The following is a 15,069-nucleotide window of genomic DNA, read 5'->3' on the forward strand; positions in this document are numbered from 1 at the left end:
CCAGGCGTCGATCATTTTGATACAGGAGTACATCCATGCTGGTCTTACGCCCAGTTGCGCCAGACGATTTGCCGGAGTTGCAACGGCTGGCCCGTGAAAGCCTGGTGGGGGTGACGTCCCTGCCGGACGATCGACAGCACCTGCTGGACAAGATTCTCGACTCTTGCGCCTCCTTCGCCGCCAACGTGCAGGCGCCGGGGCCGGAGAACTACTTTTTTGTCCTGCACGACCCGGCCCGCGGCCAGCTGCGCGGCTGCTCGGAAATCCTCGCCATGGCCGGGTTTTCCGCGCCGTTCTACAGCCTGCGCAACCGGCCTTTCGTCAGCAGCTCGCGGGAGCTGAACGTGCAGCACGGCGTGCCGACCCTGTCGCTGTGCCAGGACCTGAGCAACCACAGCCTGCTGCGCGGCTTTCATATCGACCCGGACCTGGTCGGCACGCCCATGGCGGAGTTGCTCTCCAGGGCCCGCCTGCTGTTTATCGCCGCCCATGGCGCGCGCTTCGCCGACACCAGCATCACCGAGATCGTCGGCTACAGCAGCGACGATGGCCACTCGCCGTTCTGGGATGCCCTGGGCAAGCACTTCTTCGACCTGCCCTATGTCGAGGCCGAGCGCCTGTGCGGCCTGCAAAGCCGCAGCTTCCTCGCCGACCTGATGCCGCAATACCCGATCTACATCCCGATGCTGCCCAAGGCGGCCCAGGACTGCATCGGCCAGGTCCACCCGCAGGGTCGCGAGGCCTACGAGATCCTGCTGCGCGAGGGGTTCGAAGCCAACCACTATGTCGACCTGTTCGACGGCGGCCCGACGCTGTACGCCCGCCACAACGGCGTTCGCTCCATCCGCCACAGCCTGATCGCCAACGCCTGCCCGGGCCCGCAGAGCGGCAGCGGCCGGGCCTGGCTGGCGAGCAACGAGCGGCTGGGGCAATACCGGGCCGCCCTGGTGCACCTGGACGAAGCGCCGGGGGACCTGGTCAACCTGGACCCGGAAAGCTTCCAGGCCCTGCAACTGCAAACCGGCGACCCGGTACGGCTGGTCGCCCTATGAAGAATCCCGGACACGTTTGCATTCGCCGCCACAACAGGCGCGCAGAAGGAGCTGCATCATGATCGTTCGCCCGGTACGCATGACTGACTTGCCCGCGCTGATGGCCCTGGCCCAGCGCGCGGGCCTGGGGCTGACCACTCTGCCGGCCAACCAGGATCGCCTGACCCATCGGATCCGCTGGGCCCAGCGGACCTTTGCCGAGCAGGTGGAACGGGCCGACGCCGACTACCTGTTCGTGCTCGAAGACGACGACCAGCAAGTGGTCGGCATCAGCGCCCTGACCGGCGCCGTGGGCCTGCGCGAACCCTGGTACAGCTACCGGGTCGGCATGACCGTCAATTCGGCGCCGAACCTGGGGATCCGGCGGCAGATCCCGACCCTGTTCCTGAACAATGAAATGACCGGCCAATCGGAGCTCTGCTCGCTGTTCCTGCGCCCCGACCAGCGCCGTGACAGCAACGGCCGCCTGCTGTCCCTGGCGCGCCTGCTGTTCGTCGCCGAGTTCCCGCACCTGTTCGGCGACAAGCTGATCGCCGAGCTGCGCGGCAAGGGCGACGAGAACGGCTGCTCACCGTTCTGGAACAGCCTGGGCCGGCACTTTCTGCAGATGGATTTCGTCCAGGCCGACCACCTCTCCAGCCTCGGCCACAAACCCTTTATCGCCGAACTGCTGCCGCGCCAGCCGCTGTACACCTGCCTGCTCAGCGAACCGGCCCAGGCCGCGATCGGCCAGGCTCACGAAAACGCCGAGGCGGCGCTGGCCATCCTGCGCCACGAAGGGTTTGCCCATCAGGGCCATATCGACATCTTCGACGGCGGGCCGGTGATCGAGGCCGAGCTGAGCAAAGTCCGCGCGGTGCGCGAAAGCCAGGTGCTGCCGCTGTTGGTGGGCACCCCGGACGACGACGCGCCGACCTGGCTGATCCACAACCGCCGCCTGGAAAGCTGCCGCGTCACCAGCGCCCGCGGCCGCCTGGTGTCCGGCTGCCTGCTGGTGGACCGCCTCAGCGCCAAGCGCCTGCAACTGCAACCCGGCGACCTGGTGCGCGCCGTGCCGCTGCTCGCCACCCAGGCCAAGGCAGCGGCGGCCTGAAAACCTGATGACGGCGCTGGCCGATACGAGCAGCGCCGAGGGCCGCAGCCCTGCGGGTCACAGGCTCATTCAAGCTTGAACGCATCATCCAGCGGCACCCGGTAGCCGTTGGCCAGGCGATTGGTTTCGTTGGCCATGCCGACCACCGCCTGCAACTCGCCGAACATCGCCTCTGTCATCCCTGCCTTGCGCGCCGCGGCGGTGTGCGAAGCGATGCAATACGGGCAGTTGTTGGTGACGCTGACCGCCACGTAGATCAGCTCCTTGGTCAACGGATCGAGCGCCCCCGGCGCCATGATCTCCTTGAGACTGTCCCAGGTACGCCGCAGGGTCGGCGGATGGGCCGCCAGGCATTTCCAGAAGTTGTTCACCTGGTCGACCTGGCGGGTACGCATGATGTCATCGAACACCGCCCGCACTTCGGGGCTGGCGTCAGAGTATTCGGTGAGGTGGTTGCTGCTCATTGAAAGCTCCGCTGTGGGGGACGAGGCTTTCGAGTATAGGCAGAGGGATCGGGGGCGCCTGTCGCCACCCCTGTAGCCGCTGCCGAGCCTGCGAGGCTGCGACAGGACCGCAGGTCCTCCAGCGGTCTTGAGATCCTTGCGCCTGCTGCGCAGTCGATCGCAGCCTCGCGGGCTCGGCAGCGGCTACAGGGCTACAGGGCTACAGGGCTACAGGGCTACAGGGTCCGGCCATGCAGAGAATGCCGTGCGTCTGTTCCTGCAATCACTGCTTGGCCGACAGCTCCATGATCATCCGCGCCAGCAGGTAGATGCGCGGCGCCACGCTCTCGACTTCGGCGTATTCCTCGGGGGTGTGGATATTGCCGCCGACGATGCCGAAGCCATCCAGGGTCGGCGTACCGACGCCGGCCGACAGGCTGGAGTCCGCCGCCCCGCCGCTGCCCTCGATGGTCAGCTTGCGCCCCAGCTCGCCGTAGATGCCCTGGGCCATGGCCACCAGCGCATCGGACTGCTCGGTCTGCGGCATCGGCGGCAAGCCGCGTTGCAGGGTGGTCTTGACTTCGGTGTCGGCGATCAGCTTGTTGGCCGACACCCGCGCCAGGTCCTTCTCGATGCGGTCGAACTCCTCCGGCACCGCCGCCCGCACATCCGCCTTGGCGGTGGCCTGGTCGGGAATCACGTTGGTGCGGTCGCCGGCCTTGAGCACGGTGAAGTTGATGGTGGTTTTCTTCGCTTCATCCCCCAGCTTGCCCAGTTGCAGGATCTGGTGTGCCGCTTCCATCGCCGCGTTGCGCCCCAGCTCCGGCGCGACCCCGGCGTGAGCCGCCTTGCCCTTGACCTCGACCAGCGCCGTGGCGCTGCCCTTGCGCCACACCACCAGGCCATCGGCCGGGCGCCCCGGTTCCAGGTTCAAGGTCACGTCGTGGGCCTTGGCAGTTTTCTTGATCAAGTCGGTAGCGATCTCGGAACCGGTTTCCTCGCTGGCGTCGAGCAGGAAGGTGATCTGGGCGTAGTCCTTGAACTTGAGGTTATCCAGGACCTTCAGCGCATAGATCCCGGCGACGATGCCGCCCTTGTCGTCCATCACCCCGGGGCCGTAGGCGCGACCGTCCTGGATGCGGAACGGCCGCTCGGCCGCGGTGCCTTCCTTGAACACCGTATCCATGTGCGCCATCAGCAGGATCCTGGCCTTGCCGGTGCCCTTGAGGGTGGCCAGCACATGGTTGCCGCCGGCAGCGCCGTTGGGGACTTTTTCGATGCTGGCGCCAAGCTTCTTCAGTTCGGCGATGGCGATGTCGCTCACCTGGTTCAGCCCCGCCTCGTAGCCGGAGCCCGAGTCGATGTTCACCAGGCGCTCCAGCAGTTTCAGGGCATCGCCCTGGTATTGCTGCGCATCGTTCTGTACTTGGGGGTGGGGGGCGGCGCTGGCGTGGGTGGCCAGCAGGCCAAGGGCGAGGGTCAGGCCGATACGGGCGGCCAGCAATGAGCGAGGGGAAGTCTGCGTCATGAATCGGTCCTTGTTTCGTGTCGGAAGGTGCCCGCCCACCCTACCTGACAAATTCGCCACCCTCCATGCTGGCGCAATGCTCTGCGAGCGGCCTCACAAGGAGTTCAGCAGGGCCTTTGGCGAGTGGTCGCCGCGGCGGCAGCTGACCTTGTTGCGGCCGGTGGTTTTCGCCTCGTACAAAGCCTGGTCGGCATCGTTCAACCAGTCCAGGGCATCGCTGTGGTCCGGGGAATAGGCGGCCAGGCCGATGCTCAGGCTGACCTGCAGGGCCGGATTCTGCTCATAGCCCAAACCGCCGAAACGGCAACGCAAGGCCTCCATCAGTTCGGCGGCATGCTCCAGCGGCACGTCCGGCAGGATCACGCAGAACTCGTCGCCACCGTAGCGCCCGGCCTGGTCGCTGATCCGCAGGTTCTGCTTGAGCAGCTTGCTCAGCTGGCGCAACACGATGTCGCCGGCGACATGGCCGTAGGTGTCGTTGATGGCCTTGAAATGGTCGATGTCGATCAGCGCGATGGCGCCGCCCTGGTTCAGGGTCGAGGCCTGGCGCCGGCAACGCTGGAACTCGATTTCCAGCTGGTCCTTCCAGGCCCCGTGATTGAGCAGGCCCGACAGGCTGTCGGTGCGGCTCAGGGCCAACAATTCGCGTTTGTGCCGGGACAGGACATTGGCCTGCTGGTAGCAGATAAACCCCAGGGCCAGCGGATACAGGGTCAGCATCGGCAGGCAGGCATAGAGTTGCAGCGCACTGCTCTGGGCCACGAACCCGACGCCGAACAGCAGCAGCCCGACAGCGATCCCCAGCGCTTGCGCCAGGCAACCGGCAAGGAAAAACGGCACGCCGCCCAGGGCGATATTGTTCATCGCCATCAGCGACAGGGTGGTGGTGGTCGGCAGCGGGTTGAAGTGCATGGCCGCCACCCAGAACCCGCCGAGGAAGGCATCCATCAACAGGTTGCGATGCTCGCCGCGAAACGGCACTGCCGAGCGGCACGCCCACTGGTATGCCAGGTGCGGCCAGATGAAGGCATTGAACAGCATGAACGCCCAGACCCAGGGCGGCGGGCGCAGCGGGTACATGCCCGCGGACACGCAAAGGAAACCGAGGGCCAGCCCCAGAATTCGCGTCTTGTATAGCCTCCTGGCCAGTGAAAGTCCCTTTCCTCCATTGTGCGGCGTCAAGGCCAAGTCGCCTCCGTTGAACGGTACGCAAGCCATGGGATGCGGTCGTGTTCAGAAGTCTATCAGCGCAACGGCAAATAGCCATCACCGCTCAGCCCCCCGGAAACCGCTACGGCTCGCCTGGCCGCGAGGGCCCATGCCCGCCCAGGGCAAACCGTGCAGCCGCCCTGCCCGCCTGCATTCATTTGCAGAATGAAGTCCGGAAGAAACTTCGTTTGTCAGCACACCCCGCGCCGACCAGAATCAGGCCCAGCCAACACCGCTACCCTCTTTGTCTCACTACGCCGGGAATCCTTGTTTATGAGCCTGCAGAGCTTCGTCAGCCCAGACCTGATCCGCCAACGTTTTTCACGGGCGATGTCGGACATGTACCGCGAGGAAGTGCCGCTGTACGGCGCCCTGATGGAGCTGGTGGCCCAGGTCAACGCCGGGGTCCTGGGCAGCGACGAGAGGATCGCCCGCCAGCTGCGCAGCACCGGCGAAATCCAGCGCCTGGACCTGGAACGCCACGGCGCCATTCGCGTCGGTACCGCCACGGAACTGGCGACCCTGGGCCGGCTGTTCGCGGTGATGGGCATGCAGCCGGTGGGTTACTACGACCTCACCCCGGCCGGGGTGCCGGTGCATTCCACGGCCTTTCGCGCGGTGCATGAGAGCGCCCTGCAGGTCAGCCCGTTCCGGGTCTTCACCTCGCTGCTGCGCCTGGAGCTGATCGACAATCCGCAGCTGCGCGACTTCGCCGAATCGGTGCTGGCGCGCCGGAGCATTTTCACCCCGCGCGCCCTGGCCCTGATCGATCAGGCCGAAACCCAGGGCGGCCTCGATGACCGCGCCGCCGAGGAATTCGTCGAGCAGGCCCTGGAAACCTTCCGCTGGCATCACAGCGCCACGGTCACGGCCGGGCAGTACCAGCAACTGAGTGCCCAGCACCGGCTGATCGCCGACGTGGTGGCGTTCAAGGGGCCGCACATCAACCACCTGACACCGCGCACCCTGGACATCGACCAGGTGCAAGCACTGATGCCCGCCCACGGCATCACGCCCAAGGCGGTGATCGAAGGCCCGCCACGCCGGGAATGCCCGATCCTGCTGCGTCAGACCAGCTTCAAGGCGCTGGAGGAAGCCGTATCCTTCACCGACCAGCCCGACAGCCGCGGCAGCCACAGTGCGCGCTTCGGCGAGATCGAACAGCGCGGCGCCGCCCTCACCCCCAAAGGCCGGGCGCTGTACGACCAACTGTTGAACGCTGCACGCGACGCCCTGGGTGACTTCCCCAACGAAGCCAACGCCCAGCGTTACAACACACTGATGGCCGAGCACTTCCGCGCCTTTCCCGACAACCATGAAGCCATGCGTGAACAGGGCCTGGCGTACTTCCGCTACTTCGTCAGCAACCAGGGCCTGGCCGCGCGCCAGCAGGCGGATCGGCCGACGAGCCTGGAGGCGCTGATCCGCGCCGGGCATGTGCGGGCCGAGCCGCTGGTGTACGAGGACTTCCTGCCGGTCAGCGCCGCCGGAATCTTCCAGTCCAACCTGGGCGACGATGCGCAAAGCCACTACGCCGGCCACTCCAACCGGCAGGCTTTCGAGCGGGCCCTGGGGCGCCCGACCATCGATGAACTGCAGCTGTACGCCGACACCCAACAACGCTCGCTCCAGGAATGCGCCGCGGCGCTGGGCCTGCCCACTCTCTGATTTTGCGTCCCACAGCATCAGCCAGAACGGCTGATGCTGGCCCTTTCCAGCAGCCACCGCAGGGCAATGGCTACAGGGTGTTTCGCCAGCCCTGATCGACAACATGCCGATACGAAACAGCCCGCCTCGCCCACTCCCCTCCTGCTTACCTTCCCATGACGTCTTCAGGTGCACCGTCAGTCGCCTGGGGGTCATTACCTCTTTTTATTTTGTCTCTATATGGATACAGTTCTCATGGATTACGAGATCCTGCAGACGACCGTCTTTGCCCAATGGCACACCACACTACGGGACCTGCGCGCCAGGATAGCCATCGCTCGGCGTATCGAGCGGGCTTCGGCGGGCAACCTGGGCGATGTGAAAAACCTCGGCGGCGGTCTCTCGGAAATGCGCGTGAACACAGGCGCCGGCTACCGCCTCTATTTCACGGTTCGCGGCAATACCCTCATCGTCCTGCTGCTGGGTGGCGACAAGTCCAGCCAGCCTGCCGATATCTGCCAGGCCCGTTCCCTGGCCAAGGAGTTCTGATATGTCCGACACACTGGTTCCCTTCGACATCGCCACCCTGCTCGACAGCGACCAGGCGATCAGCGAATACCTGTCCCAGGTCCTGGCCGATGGCGATACCGACGAACTGATCCGCGCCCTGGGCCACGTCGCCAGGGCCCGGGGCATGACGCAGATTGCCAAGACCACCGGCCAGGGCCGGGCCAGCCTCTACAAGGCTTTTGCCCCGGGGGCCAAGCCGCGCTTCGATACCGTGGTCAAGGTCATGCGCGCGCTGGGCCTGCAGCTGTGCACCACCGTGTCCCGAGGCTGAAACTGGCCAAGGCGACAGGCGATGCAGCAGGCGGCTGTGTCGCTAAGGCGTCTTGCTGGAGGGGGAGCCGATCGCTCCTGGCAACCGCTGGCAACAGGCGTCGAAGCTGTGCGGGCTGCATGAGCGGCGTTACGGAAATCGCGGGGCGGGAACCCCGAAGAGGGTGTTCGCCCAGTGCTCTGGCCTGGCAATCCATGCACCGGTAAAGAGCCCTTGCACCGGGCGAACGAGAACTATTTTAATCGAACAGGAAAAGAAAGTCCGTGCACATATTCTGAAGAATTCTGAACACAAAGCTGACGGAAAATTTGTCATTCCGCTCACCTTCGTTCAACTCCCCGCACGGACCTCCCGAGATCCGGCGCGCCGGCCGCCACAGCGACCAGCGCCCGGTCTCAGTCAACCTTCGTGCTGTGTCGTGACTTGCAACACATCGGTGTAGGTCACCACCACACTCTGGCCGACCTTGAGGTCTTTCAGGCGGGCCTGGACTTCCGGTTTCTCCACGTCCAGGACCTTCTTGTTGCCCGCCGGCCCCTGGAAGGTCAGCTGGTTGTTCTTCAGGTCGATGTCGGTGATCTTCAGTTGCACCTGCACCTGGCGATAGGCTTCACCGCCCGGGTTGGGGTTGTCCTTGGTGGCGCGAACCACCCCGGCACGCTCAGCGGAATTCGGCAGGCCTTTTTCCACATCGGTGTCCAGCACCGCCACTACCGCGTGGGTGACCCGCACATTGACCTGATCGCCCACCTTCAAATTGCCCAGGTCCTTGGCCTGGTCGCTGAGTTGCACATGCACCGGCTGGCCCTGGGCGCCTTCCAGCACCACGCGATGCTTGGCGGCATCCACGGAGAGCACCTTGGTCACCAGTTCATCGGCCTCCACGGTACCGGCCAACGGAATGTCGGCGGCGTAAGCATGCAGGCTGGCAGCGGACAACAGAGTGGCCAAGGCAACGGCTTTGGCCAGAGAGTGAAGCGGCTTCATAGACATTCATCCTTGTAATTGAAGACAAGACCCGCGCCTTTCAGGTGCGCGGTGCCGCTTGAGCATAGACGCTGTAAATGCCCATGCCGCCGCGAACCACAGATTCGTTGCTCCCTGTTCAACCACCGAGCGCCCGCACCAGCACAGCCTGGTTCTGCAACTGCGCGGTCTTGATCCGCGACAGCGCGTTCTGAGCGGTGAGTTCGACCCGCTGGGCCTGCAACACATCGAGAAACGGCGCCTCGCCGGCGGCCCAGGAGCGCTGGATCTGCTGCGCCGCCGAACTGGCCTGCGCCGCGGCACTGGCCAGATGCTGCTGGCTCTCGGCATTGCGCCGGGCCGCGGCGAGGGCCGACTCGACTTCCGCCACCGCGCCGAGCACGGTACGGCGATAGCCGAGCAAGGCCTGGCGCCCCTCGGCATCGCGCAGTTCCACCACCGCGCGCCGGCGTCCGCCGTCCAGCAGCGGCACGCTGGCATTGATACCGGCCAGCCAGAAAGTCGAGCTGGCCAGGTTCGCGGCACTGACACCATCGACCAGCGAGCCCAGGGCCGCCGACAGGCTCAGGCGCGGCAGCAGGTCGGCCTTGGCCACCCCGACCCGCGCGTAGGCAGCGATCAGCCGGGCCTCGGCGGCACGGATGTCGGGACGCCGACGCAGCAGGTCGGCCGGGGTGCCGGCAGCCACTAGATCCACCTCGCTCAGTTGCGCCGGGCTGGCGGCGAACTGTTGGTACAGCGCCTCGCTCGGCTGCGCCAGCAACACTGCCAGGCGGTGCAACGAGCGCTGCCACTCCAGTTGCAGGGCCGGCACCTGGGCCGCAGTGGATTCCGACTGGGAACGCGCCCGCAGCAGATCGGCCTGCGGGCTGCTGCCCGCCGCATACAGCTGCTCGGTCAGTTGCAGGGTGCGGCTCTGGCTCTCGGCGTTCTGCCGCACAATGCTCAGGCGCTCTTCCAGCCCCCGCGCCTGGGCATAGGCCTGCACCACCTCAGTGACCAGCGCCACCTTGACCCCACGCGCCTCTTCCGCGCTGGCCTGCAGCTCGGCATCGGCGGCCCGCACGCCTTCGCGAATCCGCCCGAACAGGTCGATCTCCCAGGAGGCATCGAGACCCAGGCTCAGCGGCTCGGTAATCAAGGGGTCGCTGAACCCGGCCTGGTCCGCCGAGATCCGTTGCCGGGTGGCGCTGGCCCCCAGGTTCAGCTCGGGGCTCGCGCCGGCGGCCGCGACGCCGCGCAAGGCACGACTGGCATCGATCCGCGCCAGGGCGATCTGCAGGTCGAGGTTTTCCTCCAGCGCCCGCGCCACCAGGCGGTCGAGCAAGGGGTCGTGGTACAGCGTCCACCATTGCTCGGCAATGCCCGCCGCCGGTATTTGCGGCGCATTGACGAAACGCCCGGCGGGCGCCTCGACAGCCGGTGGCAAGGTCGGCGCGGCGCAGGCCGCAAGCAGCGCCGCGGTAAAGGCCAGGACGGGAAAACGCAGCAGGTTATTCATGGACCACTCCCGAAGCAGAGACGCTGGATGGGGCCTGCAACCGCCGCTCGCCCCCGGCGAGACGGCGGATCAGGACATAGAAGATCGGGGTGAACAGCAGGCCGAACAGGGTCACGCCGATCATGCCGAAGAACACCGCCGAACCGACCGCCTGGCGCATTTCCGAACCGGCGCCCTCGGACAGCACCAGCGGCAGCACACCGAGGATGAAGGCCAGGGAGGTCATCAGGATCGGTCGCAGGCGCAGGCGACACGCCTCCACCACGGCATCGACGATGCCCTGCCCGTCCTGCTCCTGCTGCCGTGCCACCTCGACGATCAGGATGGCGTTTTTCGCCGCCAGTCCCACCAGCACGATGAAACCGATCTGGGTCAGTATGTTGATGTCCAGGCCCATCAGGCGCACGCCACCGGCGGCGGCCAGCAGACACATGGGCACGATCAGCAGGATCGCCAGCGGCAGGCTCCAGCTGCCGTACTGCGCGGCCAGCACCAGGTAGACGAAGATCACACAGAGCGGGAATACCAGCAGGCCCATGTTGCCGGCGGTGGTCTGCTGATAGCTCAGGTCGGTCCACTGGTAGGTGATGCCCGGTGGCAGGGTTTGCTCGGCCAGGCGCTCCATGGTTTGCAGGGCGAAGTCGGAGCCCAGCCCGGGTAAGGTGTCGCCGTTGATTTCCGCGGTCGGGAACAGGTTGTAGCGTGGGAAACGCTCGACCCCCAGCGACTCGTGCAACCGCGTGACGCTGGCGATCGGCACCATGTCACCGGCCTCGTTGCGCACCTTGACCCGCGCCAGGTCCTCTGGCGTGACCCGGTACGGCAAGTCTGCCTGGGCCGTCACCCGATAGGTGCGGCCCACCAGGTTGAAGTCGTTGATGTAGGTCGAGCCGAAATAGGTCTCGATGGCCTGGTTGATCTGGCTGCTGGGCACCCCGAGCATCTCGGCGCGCTCACGGTCCAGCTCGACGAACACCTGCGGCGTACGGGCCGAGAACGGCGAGTAGACACCGGTCATGCCCTGGGTCGCATTGGCCGCGGCGATCAGTTGCTCGGTGGCCTTGGCCAGGGCCTGGCTGCCCAGGCCGGCACGGTCCTGCAGGCGCATGGAGAAGCCGCCGGTGCTGCCCAGGCCCTGGACTGGAGGCGGCGTGGCGACAATCACCGACGCGCCGCTGACCACTTTCAGGCGCTCACGCAGGTCGGCGGCGATCTTGTCCGAGGTCAGGCCGCGCAGCTTGCGCTTGGACCAGGGCTCGAACACCGGCGCCAGGCCGGACGAGTTGGAAGAGCTGGTACCGGTGACCATGGAGAATCCGGAGAACGTCGGCACCCGATCGACACCCGGCACCTGCAGGGCGATGGCTTCGATCTGCCGGGAAATCTCGTTGGTGCGTTCCAGCGCAGCGCCTTCCGGCAGTTGCACGATCACCACCAGGTAACCGCGGTCCTGGGCCGGAATGAAGCCCTTGGGCGTGGACACCAGCAGGTAAGCCGTGGCCGCGATCAATACCGCGTAGATCGCCAGCATCAATGGAGTCCGCGCCACCAGCCCCCGCACGCTGCCGGCATACCCCACCGAAAGCTTGAGGAAGCCGCGGTTGAAACCTTCCGCTGCGCGCGTGAGCAGGCCGGCCACACCGCGCCGTGGCGCCTGATGCGCCTTGGGGTCGTGGCGACGCAGAATCATTGCCGCCAGCGCCGGCGACAGGGTCACCGAGTTGAACAGCGAGATCGCCGTGGCCACCGCGATGGTGATGCCGAACTGACGGAAGAACTCACCGGAGATCCCCGGAATGAACGCCGTGGGAATGAACACCGCGCAGAGCACCAGGGTGATCGCCACCAGCGCGCCACCCATTTCCTGCATGGTGATCAGCGTGGCCTGCAACGGGCTCTTGCCTTCGGCCAGATGGCGCTCGACGTTTTCCACCACGACGATGGCGTTGTCGACCACGATGCCCACCGCCAGCACCAGGCCGAACAGGGTCAGGTTGTTGATCGAGTAACCGAGCATGGCCATGACCGCGAAGGTCCCCACCAGCGACACCGGAATCGCCAGGATCGGGATGATCGACGGACGCCAGCCTTGCAGGAATACCAGGATCACCAGCACTACCAGGATCACCGCCTCGTAGATGGTCTTGCCCAGCTCGCCGATGCTGTCGGCGATGAACGCGGTGGGGTTGTAGCCAATGCTGTATTCGATGCCTTCGGGGAATTCCTTGCTCAGGTCCTGCATGGTCTGCTCGACCACCTTCATGGTGGCCAGGGCATTGGCGCCGGGACGTTGCAGCACCTGCAAGCCGATGGCCGGATGGCGCAGGTAATAGGTGTTGTTGACGTAGGCCAGGCCGGCGATTTCGGTGCGCGCCACATCCTTCAGGCGCACCAGGCGCCCGGCGCTGCCGGACTTGATGACAATGTTGTCGAAGTCCGCTGGCTCTTTCAGGCGGCCTTCGAAAATCAGGTTGGGCTGGAAGGCCTGGGACGCCACCGGCGGTTGCGCGATCACCCCGCCCGCCACCTGGGTGTTCTGCGCGCGCACCGCGGCAATGATGTCCGCCGGTGTCAGATTGAAGGACGCCACGCGCTCCGGGTCGAGCCAGATGCGCATGGAGTATTCACGGGCGCCCAGCGGATTGATGTCACCCACACCGTCGATGCGCTTGAGGGTATCGGCGACGGTACGGATAGCGAAGTTGGAAACGTAGAGCTGGTCGTAGGTGCCCTTGGGCGAGGAAATGAAGATGGTCGACAGCTGGGTCGGCGACGACTTGCGCACCGACACGCCGCTGCGCTGCACCGGCTCCGGCAGGCGTGGCGTGGCCAGGGCCACGCGGTTCTGCACCAGCACCTGGGCCTTGTCGACATCGGTGCCGCTCTTGAACGTCACGGTCAGGTTGAGGCTGCCATCGGAGGTCGCCTGGCTGTACATGTAGAGCATGTCCTCGACGCCGTTGACCTCCTGTTCGAGGGGGATCGCCAGGGTCTCGGCCACGGTCTGCGCCGACGCGCCCGGGTAGGTCGCCTGCACCACCACGGTGGGCGGCGCGATGTCCGGGTACTCGGACGTTGGCAGGATCAGGTAGGCCAGGCCGCCGACGATCATCAGCACGATGGACAGCACGATCGCCAGCACCGGCTGTTCGACGGAGATTTTCCCCAGGTTCATAGCGGCGCTCCTTCGCTGGCCGAGGCCTTCGGCGCCAGCGCCAGGGCCTGCTCGCTGGCGGTCGCGGTCTCGCCGACGCGCACCCGCTGGATGCCGTCGACGATTACCCGGTCCTCGGGCAGCAGGCCGCTGGCGACTTCGCGCAGGCCGTCATGCAGCTTGCCCAGTTGCACCGGACGCAGTTCCACCTGGTTCTGCGCATTGAGCACATAGACCACCTTGCGCGTGGCATCGACGCTGATCGCCGTGTCCGGCAGCAACAGCGCCTGATAACTCGGGCGCCCGGAGAACTGCACACGCCCGAACTGCCCCGGGCTCAGGCGCAAATCCGGGTTGGCCACCCGGGCGCGCTGGCGCAGGGTGCCGGTGGACGGGTCGAGGCGGTTGTCGATGAAGTCCATGCGCCCGCTCAGGGTCGGCTCGCTCTGCCCCGGCAAAGCGATGCGCACCGGGTTCTGGCCCGCGGCGCCCTGCTCCTGGCGGCGGTACTTGAGGTAGCTCTGCTCATCGATATCGAAGTAGATGTCGATGGGGTCCAGGGACACGATGGTGGTCAGCAGGGTCGCATTGTTGTTGCCGCCGTTGACCAGGTTGCCTTCGCTGATCAGCTTGCGGCTGATCCGCCCGCTCATGGGCGCGGTGATGCGCGTGAACTCCAGGTCAAGCCGGGCATTGCTCAAGGCGCCTTCGGCGCTCAGGACTTCGGCCTGGGCCGCCTGCCGCGCCTGCAAGCGTTGGTCATACAGGCTGCGGGCAATGGTCTTCGATTCGATCAGCACCTTGGCCCGGGCATACTCCTGCTCGGCCAGGGCCAGCTGCGAACGTACCTGGGCCAGCTTGCCCTGGGCCTGGACCACCGCGGCCTGGAAGGAGCGCGAATCGATGACGAACAGCAGGTCGCCCTTCTTGACGATGGCGCCGTCGGTGAAGGCGACCTTTTCCAGGTAGCCGCTGACCCGCGAACGCACTTCCACCGAATCGGTCGCCTCGAAACGTCCGGTGAAACTGTCCCAATCGATGATCTGCCGGTTCACCGGCTGGCTCACCGAAACCGTCGGCGGCGCAGGCGGGGCCAGTACCTGATCCGGACCGCAGCCGGACAACGCCGACAGCAGCGCCAGGCTGACGGCCGACAATGCGGCAAACTTCATGGGTTTGGATTTCATCGCAGATAATCCTGGTTTCATAACTTTCTCCGGGGTTGGCGAACAACTTTTCAACCCAGTTTTCAGCCACACAAAAGAGTCGGCCGCCTACTTTCCAGCAGCGGCCGCTTGAACTTGAAACTTCAGTTTTGCGTCGAGCCCGCGCTCAGTGCGCGGTTTCTTTCGACAAAGGCGCCGGACTCCTCGGCCTGCACGCCGACCACGGAAGACAAGGCCAGCAAGGTAAGGAACAGGGCTGCGGATTTTTTCAGGCTGAACATGACGGAGAACCTCAGTGATATTTAAGTTGAGCGAATTCTCCGTCTTTGAGAAAAAAGATAAATGCTGCGCAGGGGAAAAGAATATTGAGTCGAAATCATGAATCGACACTTTATTAGTTCAACAAAAAACCACTCACAGTTTGACGCGAGAGATAAATGAATATTGG

At 65.4% G+C, this 15,069-nt stretch carries 13 protein-coding genes; 5 read left to right on the forward strand and 8 right to left on the reverse strand.

Features of this window, described 5'->3' with window-relative positions:
- The first annotated feature begins 35 nt into the window (after window positions 1-35).
- Window positions 36-1,052 carry an arginine N-succinyltransferase gene (locus tag NRG23_RS08110; protein WP_009048184.1) on the forward strand — a complete coding sequence of 339 codons (1,017 nt, stop codon included), beginning with the start codon at window positions 36-38 and terminating at the stop codon, window positions 1,050-1,052.
- A gap of 58 nt (window positions 1,053-1,110) precedes the next feature.
- Complete coding sequence (gene astA, locus NRG23_RS08115; protein WP_009048183.1) at window positions 1,111-2,145, forward strand: arginine N-succinyltransferase; 1,035 nt, start codon at window positions 1,111-1,113, stop codon at window positions 2,143-2,145.
- A gap of 65 nt (window positions 2,146-2,210) precedes the next feature.
- Here the strand turns inward: astA and NRG23_RS08120 are convergent, their stop codons facing one another.
- The 3 genes from NRG23_RS08120 to NRG23_RS08130 form a co-directional block, all read right to left on the reverse strand.
- On the reverse strand, window positions 2,211-2,609 hold the full coding sequence (locus NRG23_RS08120; protein WP_009048182.1) for a carboxymuconolactone decarboxylase family protein: 399 nt from the start codon (window positions 2,607-2,609) through the stop codon (window positions 2,211-2,213).
- Window positions 2,610-2,871: 262 nt separating this feature from the next.
- Complete coding sequence (locus tag NRG23_RS08125) at window positions 2,872-4,116, reverse strand: M20/M25/M40 family metallo-hydrolase (protein WP_028682913.1); 1,245 nt, start codon at window positions 4,114-4,116, stop codon at window positions 2,872-2,874.
- 93 nt (window positions 4,117-4,209) lie between these two features.
- A complete protein-coding gene (locus tag NRG23_RS08130) occupies window positions 4,210-5,334 on the reverse strand; it encodes a diguanylate cyclase (protein WP_257374333.1) in 1,125 nt (374 codons plus the stop codon).
- 264 nt (window positions 5,335-5,598) lie between these two features.
- Here NRG23_RS08130 and NRG23_RS08135 point away from each other — a divergent pair, with 264 nt between their 5' ends.
- From NRG23_RS08135 to NRG23_RS08145, 3 genes are all read left to right on the forward strand, one after another.
- Complete coding sequence (locus tag NRG23_RS08135; RefSeq protein WP_257374334.1) at window positions 5,599-6,993, forward strand: VOC family protein; 1,395 nt, start codon at window positions 5,599-5,601, stop codon at window positions 6,991-6,993.
- Window positions 6,994-7,227: 234 nt separating this feature from the next.
- Complete coding sequence (locus tag NRG23_RS08140) at window positions 7,228-7,521, forward strand: type II toxin-antitoxin system RelE/ParE family toxin (protein ID WP_016705075.1); 294 nt, start codon at window positions 7,228-7,230, stop codon at window positions 7,519-7,521.
- A 1-nt stretch (window position 7,522) separates the two neighbouring features.
- Window positions 7,523-7,813: an addiction module antidote protein gene (locus NRG23_RS08145; RefSeq protein ID WP_150085183.1), complete on the forward strand. Its 291-nt coding sequence runs from the start codon at window positions 7,523-7,525 to the stop codon at window positions 7,811-7,813.
- Window positions 7,814-8,212: 399 nt separating this feature from the next.
- On the opposite strand, the gene NRG23_RS08150 is transcribed toward NRG23_RS08145, so the two are convergent.
- The 5 genes from NRG23_RS08150 to NRG23_RS08170 all read right to left on the reverse strand — a co-directional run bounded on the left by NRG23_RS08150 (window position 8,213) and on the right by NRG23_RS08170 (window position 14,902).
- Window positions 8,213-8,800, reverse strand: a complete 588-nt coding sequence (locus NRG23_RS08150; RefSeq protein ID WP_009048176.1) for a hypothetical protein — start codon at window positions 8,798-8,800, stop codon at window positions 8,213-8,215.
- Between the two features lie 118 nt (window positions 8,801-8,918).
- Entirely contained in the window at window positions 8,919-10,301 is a 1,383-nt protein-coding gene (locus tag NRG23_RS08155) for an efflux transporter outer membrane subunit (RefSeq protein WP_257374335.1), read from the reverse strand.
- Window positions 10,294-13,476, reverse strand: a complete 3,183-nt coding sequence (locus tag NRG23_RS08160; protein ID WP_038631361.1) for an efflux RND transporter permease subunit — start codon at window positions 13,474-13,476, stop codon at window positions 10,294-10,296. The genes NRG23_RS08155 and NRG23_RS08160 overlap by 8 nt, the downstream gene beginning before the upstream one ends.
- Window positions 13,473-14,663: an efflux RND transporter periplasmic adaptor subunit gene (locus NRG23_RS08165; protein ID WP_037005960.1), complete on the reverse strand. Its 1,191-nt coding sequence runs from the start codon at window positions 14,661-14,663 to the stop codon at window positions 13,473-13,475. The genes NRG23_RS08160 and NRG23_RS08165 overlap by 4 nt, the downstream gene beginning before the upstream one ends.
- Before the next feature lie 101 nt (window positions 14,664-14,764).
- Window positions 14,765-14,902: a hypothetical protein gene (locus tag NRG23_RS08170; protein WP_016705072.1), complete on the reverse strand. Its 138-nt coding sequence runs from the start codon at window positions 14,900-14,902 to the stop codon at window positions 14,765-14,767.
- Window positions 14,903-15,069 lie beyond the last annotated feature (167 nt).

This window comes from Pseudomonas sp. T8, assembly GCF_024610635.1.
Lineage (GTDB): Bacteria > Pseudomonadota > Gammaproteobacteria > Pseudomonadales > Pseudomonadaceae > Aquipseudomonas > Aquipseudomonas chlororaphis_I.